General features: G+C 69.5%; 14 protein-coding genes. 10 read left to right on the top strand and 4 right to left on the bottom strand.

Annotated elements, in window-relative coordinates:
* The first annotated feature begins 54 nt into the window (after nt 1–54).
* Nucleotides 55–3498: a TM0106 family RecB-like putative nuclease gene (locus ACWDTS_RS02445; RefSeq protein ID WP_450117508.1), complete on the top strand. Its 3444-nt coding sequence runs from the start codon at nt 55–57 to the stop codon at nt 3496–3498.
* A 15-nt stretch (nt 3499–3513) separates the two neighbouring features.
* Here ACWDTS_RS02445 and ACWDTS_RS02440 read toward each other — a convergent pair whose 3' ends face one another.
* The 3 genes from ACWDTS_RS02440 to ACWDTS_RS02430 form a co-directional block, all read right to left on the bottom strand.
* Complete coding sequence (locus tag ACWDTS_RS02440) at nt 3514–4707, bottom strand: thiolase family protein (protein WP_450109383.1); 1194 nt, start codon at nt 4705–4707, stop codon at nt 3514–3516.
* A gap of 38 nt (nt 4708–4745) precedes the next feature.
* Entirely contained in the window at nt 4746–6470 is a 1725-nt protein-coding gene (locus ACWDTS_RS02435; RefSeq protein WP_450117507.1) for a class I adenylate-forming enzyme family protein, read from the bottom strand.
* 61 nt (nt 6471–6531) lie between these two features.
* Complete coding sequence (locus ACWDTS_RS02430; protein ID WP_450109385.1) at nt 6532–8046, bottom strand: carotenoid oxygenase family protein; 1515 nt, start codon at nt 8044–8046, stop codon at nt 6532–6534.
* A 214-nt stretch (nt 8047–8260) separates the two neighbouring features.
* Between ACWDTS_RS02430 and ACWDTS_RS02425 the strand changes: the two genes are divergently transcribed.
* The 4 genes from ACWDTS_RS02425 (at nt 8261) to ACWDTS_RS02410 (ending at nt 12482) form a co-directional block, all read left to right on the top strand.
* Nucleotides 8261–9502 (top strand): acetyl-CoA acetyltransferase, encoded by a 1242-nt coding sequence (locus tag ACWDTS_RS02425; RefSeq protein WP_450117506.1) that lies wholly within the window; start codon nt 8261–8263, stop codon nt 9500–9502.
* Nucleotides 9503–9504: 2 nt separating this feature from the next.
* A complete protein-coding gene (locus tag ACWDTS_RS02420; protein WP_450117505.1) occupies nt 9505–10512 on the top strand; it encodes an NAD(P)H-dependent flavin oxidoreductase in 1008 nt (335 codons plus the stop codon).
* Nucleotides 10513–10535: 23 nt separating this feature from the next.
* Nucleotides 10536–11471 carry a winged helix-turn-helix transcriptional regulator gene (locus ACWDTS_RS02415; protein ID WP_450117605.1) on the top strand — a complete coding sequence of 312 codons (936 nt, stop codon included), beginning with the start codon at nt 10536–10538 and terminating at the stop codon, nt 11469–11471.
* Nucleotides 11472–11618: 147 nt separating this feature from the next.
* Nucleotides 11619–12482: an endonuclease domain-containing protein gene (locus ACWDTS_RS02410; RefSeq protein ID WP_450109387.1), complete on the top strand. Its 864-nt coding sequence runs from the start codon at nt 11619–11621 to the stop codon at nt 12480–12482.
* 68 nt (nt 12483–12550) lie between these two features.
* Here ACWDTS_RS02410 and ACWDTS_RS02405 read toward each other — a convergent pair whose 3' ends face one another.
* Complete coding sequence (locus tag ACWDTS_RS02405; RefSeq protein ID WP_450117504.1) at nt 12551–13621, bottom strand: porin PorA family protein; 1071 nt, start codon at nt 13619–13621, stop codon at nt 12551–12553.
* 341 nt (nt 13622–13962) lie between these two features.
* On the opposite strand from ACWDTS_RS02405, the gene ACWDTS_RS02400 reads away from it, so the two are divergent.
* The 5 genes from ACWDTS_RS02400 (at nt 13963) to ACWDTS_RS02380 (ending at nt 19515) form a co-directional block, all read left to right on the top strand.
* Nucleotides 13963–14430 (top strand): SRPBCC family protein, encoded by a 468-nt coding sequence (locus ACWDTS_RS02400; protein ID WP_450109389.1) that lies wholly within the window; start codon nt 13963–13965, stop codon nt 14428–14430.
* A 78-nt stretch (nt 14431–14508) separates the two neighbouring features.
* Nucleotides 14509–15222: a phosphatidylserine decarboxylase gene (locus ACWDTS_RS02395; protein WP_197252578.1), complete on the top strand. Its 714-nt coding sequence runs from the start codon at nt 14509–14511 to the stop codon at nt 15220–15222.
* A complete protein-coding gene (locus ACWDTS_RS02390) occupies nt 15219–16133 on the top strand; it encodes a CDP-alcohol phosphatidyltransferase family protein (RefSeq protein WP_248676606.1) in 915 nt (304 codons plus the stop codon). Before ACWDTS_RS02395 ends, ACWDTS_RS02390 begins: the two co-directional genes overlap by 4 nt.
* Before the next feature lie 20 nt (nt 16134–16153).
* Nucleotides 16154–18334 carry an AAA family ATPase gene (locus ACWDTS_RS02385; RefSeq protein ID WP_450117503.1) on the top strand — a complete coding sequence of 727 codons (2181 nt, stop codon included), beginning with the start codon at nt 16154–16156 and terminating at the stop codon, nt 18332–18334.
* A complete protein-coding gene (locus tag ACWDTS_RS02380) occupies nt 18334–19515 on the top strand; it encodes a hypothetical protein (RefSeq protein WP_197250276.1) in 1182 nt (393 codons plus the stop codon). The genes ACWDTS_RS02385 and ACWDTS_RS02380 overlap by 1 nt, the downstream gene beginning before the upstream one ends.
* Nucleotides 19516–19532: the final 17 nt, after the last annotated feature.

Below are 19532 nucleotides of genomic sequence, written 5' to 3'. Positions count from 1 at the left end.
TAGTCGACTCATGCGACCGCTGTACCCCGGAACTCAGCAGCCCGGAACTCGCTGATGTTCCTGCTCGACGACACGCTGGTGTACAGCGCCGGCGACCTCGCCCACGCCGCGACCTGCGAGTTCTCGCTGCTGCGGACGCTCGATGCGGCGCTGGGGCGGGGTGCGCAGACCGACACGGTCCCCGACCCGATGCTCGAGCGGGCCTTCGCGCTCGGCGATGCGCACGAGCAACGGACGCTGCGGGACTTCCAGGAACGATTCGGTGCCGGGGTCGCGATCATGTCGCGCCCGGAACACACCACCGACGGCTACGCGGCAGCGGCCGCCGCGACACTCGACGCCCTCCGCGCCGGAGTCGACGTCGTCTACCAGGGCACCGTCTTCGACGGCCGGTTCGTCGGCTTCTGCGACTTCCTGGTCCGCGACGGCGACACCTACGCGGTCTACGACACGAAACTGTCGCGGCACACGAAGATTCCGGCGCTGCTGCAGGTGGCGGCGTACGCGGATGCACTCGCCGCCGTGGGTGTCCCGGTGTCGTCCCACGCGCATCTGCTGCTGGGCGACGGAACCGACTCGGCACATCCGGTCGCGGACATCGTTCCGGTGTTCGCGCTGCACCGCGCCCACCTGCAAGAACTCCTCGACGACCACCACCGCGCGGGTGCACCGGTGGTCTGGGGCAGTACCGGGCACACCGCGTGCGGGCGCTGCCCGGCGTGTGAGCCGGAGGTGACGTCGAGCCGGGATCTGCTGCTCGTCGCCGGGATGCGGGCGACGCAGCGGGCCCGCCTCATCGCCGGAGGGATCACCACCGTCGACGACCTCGCCGCCCGCGAGGACCCGGTCCCGGGTATCGCTGCACGCACCTATGCGTCGCTGCGCGCGCAGGCCCTCGCCCAACTGGAGCAGGAGCGCACGGGCTCGGCCTACGTGGAGGTCTTCGCCCCGAACAGCCTCGGCGCCCTGCCGAAACCGGATGCCGGGGACATCTTCTTCGATTTCGAAGGGGATCCACTGTGGTGCAGGGACGACAGCTCGGACTGGGGACTCGAGTACCTGTTCGGCGTCGTCGAAGGGACCGCGCAGGACCCGGTGTTCCGGCCGTTCTGGGCCCACGATCGAGCCGAGGAACGACGCGCGTTCACCGAATTCCTCGACTACCTGACGGACCGGCGGCGGCAGTACCCGAACATGCACGTCTACCACTACGCGGCCTACGAGAAGTCGGCGCTGCTGCGGCTCGCCGGGAGACACGGGGTCGGCGAGGAGATCGTCGACGACCTTCTGCGCGGGGGTGTTCTCGTCGACCTCTACCCGGTGGTGCGGGCGTCGCTGCGGATCGGTGCGCCGTCGTACAGCATCAAGAAACTCGAACCGCTGTACACGACGAAGCGCGACGGCGACGTCACCGACGCGGCCACCTCCGTCGTCGCGTACGCCGACTACTGCGACCACCGGGACGCCGGCGACGACGAGGCCGCCGCGAAAGTGCTCGCGGGCATCGCCGCATACAACAAGGACGACTGCGTCTCGACGATGCTGCTGCGGGACTGGCTGCTCGCGCGCGCCGACGAACACGGTGTCGCGACCACCGACCCCGTCGCGGTGACCGAAGCCGAGGAGTCCGAACCCGACCCCCTCGAAATTGCCCTGCGCGAGTTCGCCGGTCCCGCAACACATGCGGACCGCACCGCCGAACAGCAGGCCGCGGCGCTGATGGCCGCGTCGCTCGGCTACCACCGCCGCGAGCGGAAACCGTTCTGGTGGGCGCACTTCGACCGGCTGTCCGATCCCGCCGACGAATGGTCGGACACCCGCGACACGCTGGTCGCCGCGTCGGTGACGCTCCTCGACGACTGGCACAAGGCCACACCGCGGCAGCGGAAACTGCGCCGCAACATCCGGTTCGTCGGCGAATTCGGTACCGGCAGCACCGTCGGACCGGGGACCACGGTGTACCTGCTCTACGACATGCCCGTGCCGGACGGACTACTCGACGGGGGTCCCGGGACCCGCGGCTGGAGCACCGGTACGGTCGTCACCCGCACAACGGACGACCGTTTCCACGACGTGCTGGTCGTGGAGGAGACGCTGCCCACGGATTGCGACGAGTACTCGCAGCTGCCGATGGCGATCACGCCCGGGCCGCCGATCCGGACGACGAGCATCGAAACTGCGATCGTCGCGGCCGCCGACGAGATGTGCGGAACGCTGCCGCACCCGCCGGTCACGGCGGCGGTCGACGTGCTGCGCCGGATCCCGCCGCGCACCCGGTCGAATGCCGGCCTGCCCCCGGTGGTCGACGGCGACCACGCCGCCGCGATCACCGCCGCACTGCTCGACCTCGACGAGTCGTACGTCGCGGTGCAGGGACCACCCGGCACCGGAAAGACCTACACAGGCGCTCGCGTCGTCGCCACCCTCGCGCTCCGGCACGGTTGGCGGATCGGTGTTGTCGCGCAATCACATTCGGTCATCGAGAACATGCTCGACGGGATCATCGACGCCGGTGTCCCGGGTGATGCCGTCGCGAAGGCCAAACCGAGGAAGACCGACCCGGCCTGGACCGCGTTCGCCGACGCCAAGGCAATGGCCGGGTTCCTCGACCACGCCGTCGGCGGCTGCGTCGTCGGCGGAACGGCATGGGATTTCACGAACCTGTCGTGCTTCGAGCCCGGCGGTCTCGACCTGCTCGTGATCGACGAGGCCGGGCAGTTCTGTCTCGCGAACACGGTCGCGGTCGCCCAGGCCGCGCGAAAGCTGTTGCTGCTGGGCGACCCTCAGCAACTCCCCCAGGTCAGCCAGGGCACCCATCCCGAACCGGCGGACACCTCGGCACTCGGGTGGCTCGCCGAGGGGCACGGCGCCCTACCCGCAGACCGCGGCTACTTCCTGTCCCGCACGTGGCGTATGCATCCGGCGCTGTGCGCGCGGGTGTCGGACCTGTCGTACGAGGGTCGTCTGCTCTCGCAGGAGAACGTCACGGCCGCACGGTCGCTCGACGGGGTACCGCCCGGCGTGAGCACCGTCCTGGTCGAGCATCACGGCAACTCGACCGAATCGGTGGAGGAAGCCGACGAGATCACCCGGCGCATCCTGGAACTGCTGGGAACCCCGTGGCGCGACCCGAACTCGTTCGACGGCACCCGCCCGCTCGACCAGGGCGACGTCCTCGTGGTCGCGCCGTACAACGCGCAGGTGATCGCGATCCGCGAGCGGCTGGCCGCGGCGGGTCTGGACCGGGTCGACGTGGGAACGGTCGACCGGTTCCAGGGGCGCCAGGCAGCCGTGGTGTTCGTGTCGATGACCGCATCGGCGCACGAGGACGTCCCGCGCGGAATGTCGTTCCTGTTGTCCCGCAACCGGCTCAACGTCGCGCTCTCACGCGGGAAGTGGCATGCGGTCGTCGTGCTCTCCCCCGCCCTGACCCGGTATCTGCCGAGCACGCCGGAGGGACTGGCCGAACTCGGCGCGTTCCTCCGGCTCACCCGCTGATCCGGTCCGCTCCCCTCACACCCGCTGCACGACGACCGCCGCCCCGAGTCCGAGACCACCGGGAATCACCAGCAGAGCGAACTCCCCGTCGGTACGAGCCAGCTCGTCCAGGGCGTTGACGAGCAGCATGCCGCCGCTCGCGCCCAGCGGATGTCCCGTGGCGACGGCGCCGCCGTTCGGATTGACGCGGGCGGGGTCGATGCCGAGTTCCCGGCCGACCAGCAGCGGCGACACTGCGAACGATTCGTTGGCCTCGACGACGTCGAGGTTCGCGGCCGTGATCCCGGCACGATCCAATGCGGCGCGGGCCGCGGTCATGCCCGCGGTCAGTCGTGGCGAGCGCACCGCCGTCTGGGTGACCGCGACGATCCGCCCGATCGGGTCCGACCCCGCGACCTCCCGGGAGCGCCCGGACCCGAGTACGAGGGCCGACGCCCCGTCGGCGAGTTGCGGCGCGGTCCCCAGCGTGTGCAGGCCGCCGGTGGGCCGGAGCGAATCGGGTAGTTGCCGCGCGACGCGCTCCCAGGACGGATCCTCCCCGAACAACGTTCCGAGAGCAGCGAATCCGTCGAGGGTTGCGTCGGCGCGGGCTCCTTCGTCCCGGTCCAGCACGACGGTGTCGCCGGACGTGATCGGGACGATCGACGCGGATGTCGTGGAGGCGGCGGAACGCCGATGCGACGTCACCGCGTAGCTGTCGAGATCCTCGCGGGTGAAGCCCGCGTCGGCCGCGGTAAGGTCCGCCGCGACACCGATGGTCACGTACCCGGTGACGTCCTGCAACGGACCCTCGTAGGCGAACGCAGGTTTGTCGGTCAGCATCGGCACCCGCGACATGGACTCCACCCCGCCCGCGACGACGACGTCGTGCATTCCGGACGCGACCTTCGCTGCGGCGGTGCCGATCGCGTCGAGCCCGGAGCAGCACAGCCGCGACACCACCCCACCCGGAACGGTGTCGGGCCACTGCGCCCACAGGGCCGCGGCGCGGGCGACGTCGCCGCCCTGGTCACCGGCGGCCGTGCTGGTGCCGATGACGATGTCGTCGACCCGCTCGGCGTCGAGTCCCCTCGCCTGCAGGGCGCGCAGCAGCGTCGCGAGAAGTTCGTATGCGGGCACGTCGGCCAGGGTTCCGCCGCCGCGCCGGACGCGACCCTTGGGTGTCCGGACCGCGTCGTAGACGAAGACGTCCGAGCTGAACTGGGACAAGAGATCTCCACTTCGGGAACAGAGGGATGGTGCGGGACTCAGTCGACGGACGTGGGTGTCCGCCGCAGTTCACGCTTGAGGAGCTTGCCGACGGCGTTGCGGGGAAGCACCTCGCGGACCTCGAGACGCTCGGGAAGCTTGAACGAGGCGATCTTCCGTTCCTTCAGGAACGCCACCAGTTCGTCGAGGGTCAGCGATGCGCCGGCACGGCACACGACGACCGCGGCCACCTTCTCGCCGAGCACGGTGTCGGGATCACCGACGATGGCGACCTCCGCCACCGCCGGGTGCTCGGCGATGATGCCCTCGAGTTCGACCGGCGCGATGTTCATGCCGCCGCGGATGATCAGGTCCTTGCTGCGGTCGACGTAGCGCAGATACTGGTTCCGGTCGCCGGCGATCTCGAAGATGTCGCCGGTCTTCAGGTATCCGTCGTCGTCGAACGGACTGGGGAGGTCCACTCCCCCGATGTATCCGGGGAAGACGGCGGGACCCGCGATCCGGAGTTCGCCGGGCCGGCCCGGTTCGGTGATCTCCTCACCGGTCGCGAGGTCGACGAGCCTGACGCCGACGCGTTCGGCGAACCTCGACGACCACCGGATGCCGTCGGCTCCGTAGCGGGGGAAGAACTGCGCTCGGATGTCGGGGTCGGGGAAGTCCTCGGGACTCGACAGCAGCGACACACCCTCGTTGGAGCCGAAGAAGTTGATGACGCTGAGCCCGAAGCGTTCCTGCCACCCGCGCACCATCGCCGGTTGCAGCGGCGCCGAACCCGAGCCGATCCGAGTCAGGCTGGACAGGTCGATCTTCGCGAGCAGGTCCTCGTTGTTCAGGAGCATCCACATCAGCGCCGGCGGCGCGATCGTGTAGGTCACGCGCTCGACCGCGATCTGCCGGAAGAAGGTGGGCGCGTCGAAGGGATGGTGTTGCACGAGCCTCGCCCCCATGACGAGCCACGGCAGCAACATGCCGTTGATGCCTGCCATGTTGATCATGGGGAACGGGTTGAGCAGCACGTCGTCGCCCGTCACGCGGGGTGCGTCGATCGTCGCGATCGAGAAGGCGAGCCAGTCGTAGTGGGTCCGCTGCACCCCCTTCGGTTCGCCCTCGGTGCCGGAGGTCCAGCAGATCGTGACGCAGTCGTTGGGATCGTTCGGGTCCGCGGTACGCAGCGCTTCGACCCGCCCTCTGTCGGTGTCCGACGCCGGACCCGGGACGATGTGCGCGTCGGCCGTTCCCGAATTCTCCTCCGCCGCACCGATCGTCAGGACAGACCGCAGGGACGGAATCGTGTGCCGCACCGCGACGACTTCCGCGGCGGTCGGCCGGTCGCCGAACTTCTCCACGGTCAGCAGGGTCGCGAAGCCGCCCTTGTTCGACATCGTCACGATCTCGTGTTCGCGATACTGCATCGCCAGCGGCGACACGATGGCACCGATAGACCACGCGGCGAGGTACACCTCGACCAGTTCGATGGAATTGGGCAGTTGCACTCCGACGACATCGCCGCGACGGATTCCGTGGTCGAGCAGCTGCGCCGCGAGGTGGACGACCTCGGATTCGAGTTCGTTCCACGTGAGGCGCCGGGGCTGCGATCCGACGAGGTCGGCCCGGTTGGCCGGGTCGACGATCGCGGTGGCGTCACCGCGCGCGCTCACCTGCTCGCGGAACACCCGGTCGAGCGTGTGATCCGTCCACCATCCGCGCCGGACGTAGTCCTCGACGCGGTCTTTCGGATGCAGGCCTCGGTGTGGCTGGGCCATGGGCCACCTTTCCTTCTCGACTGTGCGAACTGGGGTTACGGGGAGAACGGATCCGCGGTGCCTACAGCCCGATCGCCTGCGCCGGGTCGTCGGCGGCGCGCCAGCGCCGGAGTTCTTCGCCCGCCGCCCACGTGGAATGGGTTCCGCTCGAAATCCGTTCGGGCAGGCGCAGTTTGCAGACCGGTCCGTCTCCGACTGCCGCCGCGTCGAACACCAGACAGTAGGAGGCGTCGTCGTTCATATCGGTGGTGAGCGTGACGAGGTATCCGTCGTCCTCGGATGTGCTGCCCACCCGCGGAGCCATCGACGTCTCGCTGCCGTACACGCCGTCACCGAACGAACAGCTCTCCTCGGCGCCGGTGCGCACGTCGTGCTTGACCAGGCCGTTGAACAGGAACCGTCCCGGCACACCCGTCGCCGCGTAGACGTAGCGGTGCTCGCGTCCGCCGAGCGTGTTGTTGATCATGCCGAACTCGGTGATCGTGTCGGTGAGGGGCTCTTCCTTCACCGCTCCGGTGACGAGATTGAAACGCCAGCGGTGCAGCCGGGTCTGCAGGTAGTCCAGTGCGAGGAACCGGAATGCCCGCTGCTGCTCCGTGAGTCCTTCGGGCGAGGGTTCGGGGGCGCCCTGGTAGAAGCCGTCGAGCACGATTTCGTCGCCGTCCTCGTAGGCGTTGGCGAAGTGCAGGACGTAGGTCGGGTCGGCTTCGAACCACTTGATGTCCGACGTCTGCCCGCGACGGGGGATGACCGCGAACCGGGCGGGCATGTCGCGATGGAACTTCGGTGCGTGGACGCCGCGCTCGAGCAGCCGCGGATCCCAGAACAACGGCAGATCGTTGAGGATCGCGTAGTTCTCGGTGAAGGCCATGTCGTGCGGCAGGCGCGGACCGGGGAGCGGGATGTCGACGTAGTGCACGAGGTCGTTGTTCTCGTCGACGACGCCGTACTTCATGTACGGCGCCTCCTTGCTGTAGTTGAAGAACAGCATTTCACCGGTCGTTTCGTCGACCTTCGGATGCGCCGACACACCCCAGTGGTAGGGGAAACTCCCGTTCCAGTCCTCCTTGCCCAGGGTGCGTGCCGAGTACGGATCGAGGCGGTACAGATCGCCGCACTGCCAGAAGCTCGTCAGCGCACGCCCGCGATGGACGACGACGTCGGTGCTCGACGCGTCCTTCATCCTCCGCCGCGCGCCCCAGCCGTCCTCACGTTCGGCCCACTCGGGCATTTCCGAGGCGCCCGCCCACAGGGCACGGCCCGCTTCGTTCTCGGCGAGAAGGCCGTCCGTGCGCACGAAACGGTTGCGGTAGAACGCCTTCCCGTCCCGGAAACCCACGACGTGGATCATGCCGTCGCCGTCGAACGGGTGGTATCTCTGCACCGCCGGATGGAGCGGATTCTCGGTGTTGCGCAGGTACACACCGTCCAGGTCCGTGGGGACCTGCCCCTCGACGACCTCGAGATCGTCGGCCTTCCATTCGGTGGTCTGCGGCCGCCACGGGCCCGTGCGGTAGGGGTGATCGTCGTCCTCGGGAAGGGTCGACAGCAGTCGGCCGACGATCTCGATATCCATGATGGCCTTCACCTTTCGCATCGGGCTGGCGCGGCATCCCGGCGTGGGCTTCGGGGCGCGCCTTCGTTCTACAACTAAGAGAGTGACTAACGACACGTGCCATTGTCAAGACGCCCTCGACAATCCCCCTCGACGGAAGAGGACTTCCCATTTCCCGCAAACTCTTATAGTTGTAGTAACGATCGCAGTTCACACAGCCCGAAAGCAGAGACCCATGAGCCCTGAACCGGTGTGGATCGCCGGCGGATACCAGTCCGACTTCTCCCGAAACCTCACCAAGGAGGGTCTCGACCTCGACGCACTGACCGCCGAAGTCGCCCGCAGTGCACTCGACGCCGCGAACATCCCGATCGCCGACATCGACGTCGTCCACGTCGGAAACGCGTTCGCGCAGGTGTACACGGGTCAGGGCCACCTCGGTGCGATGCCGGCCTCGGTCCTCCCCGATCTGTGGGGAGTGCCGGCCACCCGCCACGAGGGCGCCTGCGCGTCCGGATCCCTGGCGATCCTCGCGGCGATGGCCGATCTCGAATCCGGGCGATACGACTGCGCCCTGGTCGTCGGCGTCGAACTCGAAAAGAATGTGCCCGGCGACCTCGGTGCGAAGAACATGTCCGGCGCTGCCTGGATCGGGCACGAGGGTCAGGATGCCAAATTCATGTGGCCCTACATGTTCAGCCGCATCGCCGACGAGTACGACAAGCGGTACGGTCTGGATCCCCGGCACCTGTGGAGCATCGCCGAGCTGAACACCCGCAACGCCCGCTCCAATCCGAACGCGCAGACCCGCGGATGGCAGTTCGGTCCGGCGTCCTTCACCGACGACGCCGACGCCAACCCGGTCGTCGAGGGCCGGTTGCACAAGGTCGACTGCGGTCCCCTCACCGACGGCGGCGCCGCGGTCCTCCTGATATCGGACCGGTACCGCCGCGCCCACACGGAAACAGCCGAACGGAAAGACCTTTCGCGCATCCTCGGCTGGGGCCACCGCACCGTCGGCCTGCTGCTCGAGGAGAAGCTCGCCCGCAGCGCCGACGAGCCGCTGATGTTCCCCCACGTGTCCGCCGCGATCGGGGATGCCTTCACGCGCGCCGGCATCAGCGGGGTCGACGACCTCGACCTCATCGAGACCCACGACTGCTTCAGCACCAGCGAATACATGGCGATCGACCATTTCGGCATCACGAAGCCCGGCGAGAGCTGGCGCGCAATCGAATCCGGAGAGCTCGAGATCGGCGGACGCATTCCGATGAATCCGAGCGGCGGCCTGCTCGGCGGCGGGCATCCCGTCGGCGCAACCGGTGTGCGCATGCTCCTGGACTGCCACAAGCAGGTCACCGGGACGGCAGGCGACTACCAGGTGCCCGGCGCCGCCCGCGCCGGAATGCTCAACTTCGGTGGAAGCACGACCACCACAGTCAGTTTCGTCGTCGGACGAGACCGATCGGAAAGATGACCATGACAACAGCATTCCGCCCGGTGACACGCTTCGAGAATCTGCGCCTGCCGGTCGTGGCCGCACCGATGTTCCTCGTCTCCGGTCCCGACCTGGTGGTCGCCGCCTGCGAGGCGGGCATCGTGGGATCCTTCCCCAGCCCGAACTGCCGCACCACCGCGGACCTCGACGAGTGGATGGGCACCATCCGCGACCGCCTCGCATCGTCCCGCACCGCGCCGGCGCCGTGGGCACTGAACCTCGTCACCCACCGGACCAACACACGTCTCGCCGACGACCTGCGGCTCGTCGCCGAACACCGGCCCGACATCGTGATCACGGCCCTCGGCTCCCCCGCCCCGGTGATCGACGTCGTCAAGTCGTACGGGGGAACGGTCATCGCGGACGTCGTGAACATCGCACTCGCCCGCAAGGCCGCAGAGGCAGGTGTCGACGGACTCGCGTGCGTGTCCGCCGGCGCGGGCGGTCACACCGGTCACCTGTCGCCCTTCGCGTTCATCTCCGCGGTCCGGGAGTTCTTCGACGGGATCGTGACCGTCGGTGGGGCCGTCACCGACGGGGCCGGTATCGCCGGGGCGGTCGCCGCGGGCGCCGACCTCGTCTACATGGGCACCCGTTTCCTGGCCGCCACCGAGAGCATGGCCGCGCCGGAATACAAGCAGATGGTCGTCGACCACGGTCCCGACGATCTGATCGTGAGCGCGGGCATCACCGGGACTCCCGCGTCGTGGCTGCGCCCGAGCCTGGTCGCCAACGGATTCGATCCCGACAACCTGGTTTTCGGTGCCGAGCGATCCTACGATGCGGCATCCGACGGTCCCGCCCGCTGGAAGGATGTGTGGGCGGCCGGCCAGGGGCTGCAGACGATCAAGTCGGTCGAGCCGGTCGCGGCTATCGTCGACCGGCTCGAATCCGAGTTCGCCGCGGCCACCACGCGATTCGTCGGACGCGGCTACGGTACGGCGGCCGGGGCACCGGCACCGGATCGAGCACAGGAACGGCACCACTAGAGTCAGCTGACGTGGCCGAACGAATGTTCACCGAGCTTGCCGAGGGCGGCGACAACGCGATCGCCGTCACCCTCGGTGTGCTCGGCGACGAATGGAATCTGTGGATCCTGCGTCACGCGGTCGCGGGGTGCCGGCGCTACGGCGACTGGATCGCACAAGGTTCGATCTCGAATTCCGTTCTGTCGAAACGCCTCACCCAGCTGACCGAACTCGGCCTGCTCGACAAGGTTCGCTATTCGGACCATCCCGTCCGCTTCGAGTACCCGCTCACTCCGCGCGGGCTCGCCGTCTGGCCCGTGCTGCTGAGCATGTGGGCATGGGAGCAGACGTGGTCGCCCGAGTCCGCCGACGTACTGCCGTCGATGCGGCACGCCGCCTGCGGCGCGACGTTCACACCGGTTCTGGTCTGTCGCGCGTGCGGTGAACCCTGCGACCGGCACGACGTGTCGGCGGATCTCGGCCCGAGTGCCGACTGGTCGCGCAGCGTGCCGGCGTCGATCGGCCGTCGCCGGTCCACGTCGGTGCGGCAACCGTCCCAGGTGCTGCCGCACACGATGGAGCTGCTGGGAAACCGGTGGTCGGCCGCAATGATCGGGGCGTTGTTCCTGGGCGCCCGCCGGTTCGGCGAACTGGCGGAACGCACCGGCGCGCCGCCGGCGATGGTCGCCGACCGGCTCCACAGACTCGAGGACCTCGGGGTCGTCGAGACGTCACCGAACCCGACGCGGCCGGATTGGGTGACCTACGGCCTCACCGCCAAGGGTGAGGCGTTCTTCCCCGTCGTCGCGCTGATGATCGACTGGGGTCAGCAGTGGTTCCGGGCACCCGAGGGTCCCGCGATCCTCTTCCGGCACGTGTTGTGCCGGAAGGACTTCCATCCGGTCCTTCGGTGCAGTGTCTGTTCGCAGGCGCTGCGTGGCCGGGAGGTCCTGATCGAGCCCCCGGCTTCCGGCACCTGACGAGACGGAGGTTGTGCGCGAAATCCTCGGGAATATCGCGCACAACCTCCCTCTCACCAGTCACAGACCTGTGGACAACGTCGAAGTTGTACACATGTGCGCCCAGCGGGGTTTCGCGACCGGACGCGGTCGCTCACGCTGGGCATCATGATCGACTTCGACGAGCCGTTCCGGGGTTCGGAGGCCCTCGAGGCTGGACTCGTCACCCGGTACGGCCTCGACCGGCACTTCGTACGTCTGCACCGCGACGTGTACATCCGCCCGGGGATCGCGCCGACAGCGCGACTGCGAACGAAGGCCGCGTGGATTTGGTCGAACCGCAGCGGGATCCCGGCAGGACTGTCGGCGGCCGCGATGCACGGGTCGCGGTGGATCGACCCACACGCACCCGCGGAACTGCTCAGGGACGGTCATGTGCGGTCGGTGCCCGGCATCGTGGTTCGTACCGCACGGGACGTGGAGACGTGCGCGGTCGACGGGATGACCGTGACATCACCGGCGCAGACGGGCTACGACCTGGCACGGCGCCACCGCCCCACCGTCGCGTGCATCGAGATGCTCGACGCGCTGTGCAACGCAACCGGATTGAAGGTCCGCGATATACAGGGTGTCGCGGCGACACATCGGGGTGACCGGGGCGTCGGCGGCCTGGATCGGATACTCGCCCTCGTCGACGGGGGCGCCGCGTCGCCTCCCGAGACGCACACGCGGCTGCTGTTGATCCGTGCGGGATTGCCCGCCCCGGAAACACAGATCGAGGTGTTCGACGGTGACCGCTTCGTGGCGCGGGCGGACCTGGGCTGGAAACAGTGGCGGGTGCTCGTCGAGTACGACGGCAGCCACCACTGGACCGATCCGGCCCAGCGCACGAGCGACATCGAACGCTATGCCCTGCTCCCGGAACTGGGTTGGACGGTCATCCGGGTGGGCGCGGACCTGCTCTACCGGCGATCCGGCGTCCTCGTCGAGCGGGTCCGGGAGACCCTGCGTCGTGCAGGCGCTCCCGTGTAAGACACGAGCGGGAGGTTGTGCACGAAATTCTCGAAAATCTCGCGCACAACCTCCCGCTCGGCGAAGGCTCACGAACCGGTGGACTCCAGCACGTCGCCGCTCGCGTCGTCGGCCTCGCCGGCCGACGGAGACGCCGGCTCCGGGCGGCGGCGCAGGAACGCCACGGCGATCAGCACGACACCGATCACGGTGAGCAGCAGCGGCAGCCACTTCGAGACGATGTCGAGCATGGTCTCCGACGAGGACAGCTTCGAGGCCGTGTCCGCGACCGATGCGTCGTCGGTGCCCACGACGGCGCGGGACAGGTCGAGCAGCGGGATCAGCTCTTCCCCGGCCTTCATGTTGAGGACGGTGGTCTGATCCTGGACGGAGCGCACCGTGCTTCCGAAGCGGGTGTCGATGTTCAGATCGACCATGGTGTCGGCGGTCAGCACGACAGGCACGAGATCGGGCTGGGCCGCCAGCGCCGCGGTGATCGGCTGCGCCTTCTCGGGCGGCAGGACACCGGCGAGAACCTGGAGGATCTGCTTGGGAAGGACCGATCCGTCACCCACGCCGGCCATCGCGGCGATCCCGGCCTGCGCCGGAGCGAGCACCGCGGGGTCGGCGATCGGCGCTGTGAGGTGGCCCCGCAGGTCGAAGACCTCGCGACCCTCGAGGACCGAGTCTCCGACGTGCTCGAGCGGAATGGGTTCGCGAGTAACGGTGTCGTACAGCGCGTTGCCGTCCGGCGAGGGGTTCATCGGCAGGGAGAAGACCATGGCGCCCTTCTGGTCCTCCACCTCGAAACCCTCGGGTGCCGGCTGCTGGGAGTAGTCGACCCGGCTGAGCGCGTAGGTGTGGGCCGACGTGGAATCCCCTGTGGGTCGATGGGTTTCGGCGACGCTCGTGATGACCGCGACGTCCCCGTCCACGTGGTCGACCTCCACGTGCCGCGTCACGGTGAACTCGGCGCCGTCCCCGAGGGCGAACTTGCTGGGGTCGAACGACTGCAGGCTGCCCGTGTAGGTCGACCGGCCGTCGAGTTCGGTGGGCATCTTCGTCATCGACGGGACGAGGACGAATCGGATCAGCCCTGCGGCTGCGATGAGTAACACTCCGACGACGGCGAGTACGAGCGACGAACGACGCAAAGACACGTGGTCCTCCTGAGATTGCAGACAGCACCGGTCCACGGACCACCCGTGCTGCGGGGACCGCTCGATGCTGCCGAAATACGTGATTGAATGCGCTGCAACGGATTCGGACCACCGTTGCAGGATTCCGACCCCTGCGGGCGCCCCCGCGCCCCACCCCTCCGATCGTCCCACTTCGTGACGCGCTCAGCATACGGACTGCATGTACCGAGCACATCGAATTCCCGGAGAATGGGAGACGCAGAACCAGGCAAATCGACCACTGCCCTTCCGGTGCAGGTCTGCGTACGATACGGTCGGTAACTGCCCGTAACCCTAAGTACCGCTTATATACCGGGAGTGACGTGTCCAGAACCCTCGAAGCCACGATCGACATCTCCGCGAGCCCGCAGCAGGTGTGGGCGGTTCTCGCCGACCTCCCGCGGATGAAGGAGTTCAGCCCGCAGTGCCGCGGGATGAAGGTGCTCGGCGGTCCGGTCGGTGTCGGCACCAGCACGATCAACATCAACCGCAGGGGCGCGCTCGTCTGGCCCACCACGTCCAAGATCCTCACCTTCGAGCCCGGCCGTGAACTCCGTTTCCGCGTCAACGAGAACCGCACGATCTGGTCGTTCGTCCTCGAACCCACCGAAACCGGCACCCGCGTCGTGCAGCGGCGCGAAGCGCCCACCGGCACGACCAAGATCTCGCGGACTCTGATCAACCTCGCGATGGGCGGCACCGAATCGTTCGACGACGAGATGATCGTCGGGATGAACGCCACGCTCACCCGACTGAAGCACGTGGTGGAGGCCACGCCCGTCACCGTGTAACGCTGCTCGCGTACGCTGTGGTAGCCCGCGGGCCCGTCGGTCCGCGGCTCACATCGCAACGCGACAGTAAGAGGAGCCGTGGCCCGAAAGCCCACACCCGCCGGAATGCCACCCACGAGCGGTGTCGCCCACATCGCCGATCTGGTTCGTAAGGCGGTTCCGCCGCTCCACCCCGCCGGCCTGCCGTTCGTCGCGGCCCCGCTCGCGGTGGCCGCACTCGGCCGCAACCGCAAGTGGGTGCGCCGCGCCGGTCTCGCGTCCGCCGCGGCGACCGCAACGTTCTTCCGTCATCCGCACCGGGTTCCGCCGAACCGGGTCGGGGTCGTCGTGGCCCCCGCCGACGGCGAGGTCGCGCTCGTCGACACCGCGGTACCCCCGGCCGAACTCGGACTGGGCAACGAACCGCTGCCGCGCGTGAGCATCTTCCTGTCGGTCCTCGACGTGCACGTGCAGCGCAGCCCCGTCGGCGGCACCGTCCGCAAGGTCGTGCACCAGCCGGGCAAGTTCCTGTCCGCCGATCTCGCGGACGCGAGCGAGGTGAACGAGCGCAACAGCATGCTCCTCGAGACCCGCGACGGTCACCAGGTCGCCGTCGTCCAGATCGCAGGCCTGCTCGCCCGCCGGATCGTGTGCGACGCCGGTGTCGGCGACACGCTGCCGATCGGCGACACCTACGGCCTGATCCGCTTCGGCTCCCGCGTCGACACCTACCTGCCGGCCGGAACAACCCTGCTCGTCGAGCGCGGGCAGCGCACCATCGGTGCCGAAACCGTCATCGCTCAGCTCCCGTGAACCCCCCGCTGACCACCCCCGAACCGGAACGCAAGCGCCGCGGCCGACCCCAGGCGGTACGCCTGCTGCCCAGCGTCATCACGATCCTGGCGCTGTCGGCGGGTCTGTCCGCGGTGAAGTTCGCGCTCGACGGCGAGCTCGGCACCGCGCTCGGCATGATCGGCGCCGCCGCGGTCCTGGACTCGCTCGACGGGCGCATCGCGCGGCTGCTCGACGCCACCAGCAAGATCGGCGCAGAACTCGACTCGTTGTCCGACGCGATCTCGTTCGGCGTCGCCCCCGCCCTCGTGCTGTATGCGACGTTGCTCGACGGCAGCGCGTTCGGCTGGATCATCACGCTGCTGTACGCGGTGAGCATGGTGCTGCGCCTGGCGCGGTTCAACACCCTGCTCGAGGACGACAGCATTCCCGCGTACGCCCGCGAATACTTCGTCGGCGTGCCGGCCCCCGCGGGTGCGCTCATCGTGCTCTCCCCCATCGCCGCGTACATCCAGTGGGGCGACGGCTGGTGGACCTCCTATCCCGTGGTCGCGGCCTGGACCCTCATCACCGCAGCGCTCGTCGTCAGCACGATCCCGACCCTCGCCATGAAATCGGTGTCCGTGCCGCCGCGCCTGGCCGTGGTCCTGCTGGTCCTCGTCGCGCTCGCCGCGGCCGCACTCGTGACCTACCCGTTCGTCCTGATGCTCGTGCTCGTCGCCGTGTATCTCGCGCACATCCCGTTCGCGGTCCGCTCCAAGCGGTGGGTCGCCGCGCGCCCGGAAACCTGGGACATCAAGCCGTCCGAACGTCGCGCGATCCGGGCCGAGCACCGCGCGCTGCGTCCCCGCCGCGTCGTGATCCGCCGCACCGCGGCACCCGCGGATCGTTCCTCGGCGCGCCTCGGGCTGCGTCGCCCGCGCGGACGGTGAGTACGTTCTAGGCTCGGCGGGTGACCACCGCTGAACTCGCGCTGACCGTCCGGCTCAACACCTCCGCGGCGGATGCACGCCGCGGCGTCGTCCGCCTGCACCCGGAAGCGCTGACCGCGCTCGGCCTGCGCGAATGGGATGCGATCGCACTGGTCGGCTCCCGCCGGACCGCGGCCGTCGCCGGACTGGCCCCCGCCGGCACCCCCACCGGCACGATCCTGCTCGACGACGTCACCCTGTCGAACACGGGCCTGCGGGAGAACGCCACCGTCGTCGTCGCACCCGCCACCGTGTACGGCGCCCGGTCCGTGTCCGTCACGGGGTCGTCGCTGGCCACCCACTCCATCAGCGACACGACGCTGCGCCAGGCGCTGCTCGGGAAGGTCGTCACCGTCGGTGACGCCGTATCACTGCTTCCCCGCGACCTCGGTCCCGGGACGAGCAGCGCCGACACCACACGCACCCTGTCGCGCACGTTCGGCGTCGCCTGGACCTCGGAACTGCTGACGGTGGCCGCCGTGGACCCGGCCGGACCGGTCAGCGTGCAACCGAACACCGCGGTGACGTGGGGCGGTCACCCCCGGACAGCCGCGCCGAGCGCACCCGTGCTCGCGGGTACCGACGCAGGATTCACCGAACCGGAACGCGCTGCCGCACCGCCGCCGGAAGACCTGGTCGGTGTGCAGGCCCAGGTCGCGCGGCTCACCGAATGGCTGAAACTGGCCCTCGACGAACCCGAGCTGCTGCGCACCCTCGGTGCGTCCCCGCACCTGGGAGTGCTCGTCACCGGTCCCGCCGGAGTCGGCAAGGCCACGCTGGCCCGCGCGGTCCTGGCCGACCGGAAGGTCGTGGAGGTCGACGGCCCCGGGATCGGTGCGCTCGCCGCCGACGAACGGCTCCGTCGCGTGAGTGCCGCCGCCGACGCCGTGGCCGGCGGCGGCGTGCTGCTGATCACCGACATCGACACGTTGCTCCCCGACCCCGCGGAACCGGTGTCGACGCTGATCCTCGACGTGCTGCGCCGTGTCGTCGACACTCCCGGCGTCGCGCTGATCACGACGACCGCCCACCCCGACGCGGTCGATTCGCGGCTGCGTTCCCCCGAGATCTGCGACCGCGAACTCAACCTGCCGCTGCCCGACGGCGCGACCCGCCGGGCGCTGCTCGAAGTGCTGCTGCGCACCGTGCCGTCCGAGGGGCTCAAGCTCGACGCGATCGCCGCGCGCGCCCCCGGGTTCGTCGCCGCCGACCTCGCCGCACTCTGCCGGGAGGCGGCGCTGCGGGCGGCGTCCCGGGCGAGCCGCGACGACGCGGATCCGGTGCTGCTGCACGACGACCTGCTCGGCGCGCTCGAGGTGATCCGTCCCCTCTCCCGCTCGGGTACCGAGGAACTCGCGATCGGCAGCGTGACCCTGGACGACGTCGGCGACATGGTCGAGACCAAGCAGGCCCTGACCGAAGCCGTGCTGTGGCCGCTGCAGCATCCCGATTCGTTCGCGCGGCTCGGCGTCGATCCGCCGCGCGGCGTGCTGCTGTACGGGCCGCCGGGCTGCGGAAAGACGTTCCTGGTCCGTGCGCTGGCGAGCACCGGACATCTGAGCGTGCACGCGGTCAAGGGCGCCGAACTGATGGACAAGTGGGTCGGTGCCTCCGAGAAGGCCGTACGTGAACTGTTCGCCCGGGCCCGCGATTCGGCGCCGTCGCTGATCTTCCTCGACGAGGTCGACGCGCTCGCCCCCCGGCGCGGTCAGAGTTCGGATTCGGGGGTGGGCGATCGGGTGGTCGCGGCCCTGCTCACCGAACTCGACGGCGTCGAACCGCTGCGTGACGTCGTGGTGCTCGGTGCGACGAACCGACCCGATCTCATCGATCCGGCGCTGCTGCGGCCCGGTCGGCTGGAACGCCTCGTGTTCGTGCCGCCGCCGGACGCCGAGGCCCGCGTCGACATCCTGAAGACGGCGGGCAAGTCCGTCCCGCTCGCCGACGACGTCGACCTCGAGGCGCTCGCCGAGGACCTGGACGGTTACTCGGCGGCGGACTGCGCGGCACTGCTGCGGGAGGCCGCGCTCGCCGCGATGCGCAGAAACGTCGACGCTGCGGTCGTCACCGCCGAGGATGTCGCGACCGCGCGTACCGCGGTGCGGCCGTCGCTGGATCCCGCGCAGGTCGAGCACCTGCGCGCGTACGCGGAGAACCGCTGATGGCCACGCTCACCGCGGCCCGCGTCGACGCCCCGCTCGCGGCACTGGCAGGCCTGTGCGCCACGGCTCTCGCCGGGGTCGTCCTGATCGTCGACGGTGCCGTGACGGTCGCGCCCGTCCACCACGACAGCACCCCGATCGTCGCGGCGGTACTCGCGGTGGTCGCGGTGGCGGGTCTGCAACATTCGGGGTCGCGGCGCACCGGGTGGGCGATCGCCACCGGCTGCGTGCTGGTGCTGGGCTCCATTCGCTACATCGCACCGTCCGACGCCGCCGCGGACACCCGATCCGCACTGCAGATCGTGGTCGCGGCGACCGCGGGCATCCTGCTCGGCGCGGCGGTCGCCGCGACCTGGGGGCGCGTCGGCGGGCAATGGGCGGTCGTCGCCGGTGGCTGGTCCGCGTTTCTCGCGGCGGCAGCGGCCGGGAACGGGCGACCGTTCGAGTCACTGCGCTGGACGGTGCCGCAGTGGCTGCTCGCGATCGCGCTGGTCACGGTCGTGGCCGCGGCGCTCGTCGCGCAGCCCGGCATGCGGGTGCAGCGGGCCGATCCGCGGATGTGGACGGTCGCGGTCGGTGCGGCGCTGGCTCTGTCCGTCGGATACCGCCTGCTCGCCGACCGGGTCGACGCCGAGGCTGCGTCGTCGACCGTGCGGATGTGGCTGTTCACCGGGGGCGCGCTGCTGCTCCTGGTCATCGGCGCCGAGGTCGCGGCACGGTTCCTGCCGCCCGGCGACGGTGCCTTCCCGATGGCGGTCACGGGCGCGATCGTCACCGCCTACCCGCTCGTCGTCGCGCTCGGCGGGCCGGACGTGTCGGGATGGGCTCCGGCGGTCGCGATCGTCGCGGTTGTTCTCGGGCTGCGCGCGGCACCGCGCATGCCGCGGCCCGAGCTGGGTCTGGCGGTCGCGCTCGTGACGACCGCGGTCGCGGCGCTGTGGCCGGATCTCGCCGCCGACGGCTGGCCCCTGCTGGTGCGGGTGGCGCTGATCGCGGCGGGCACGGGCCTGGCGCTCGGGTCGGCGCTGCCCGGGTCGGCGCCCGTCGCCGCACTCGGGTTGTCGTTGCCGTTCGCGGCACTACCCGTCGTCGGAGCGGTGTGGTCGATCCCGGCGGATCCGAAGCTGATCGTCGGCGCTCTGGTGGTGACCGGGGCGGTGTGCGCGTGGCAGGTGCGGTGAGCTGCACCGGGTGAGCT

The sequence above is a fragment of the Rhodococcus sp. NPDC003383 genome (genome assembly GCF_053589115.1).
This window is presented reverse-complemented; position numbering and strand designations above follow the sequence as displayed.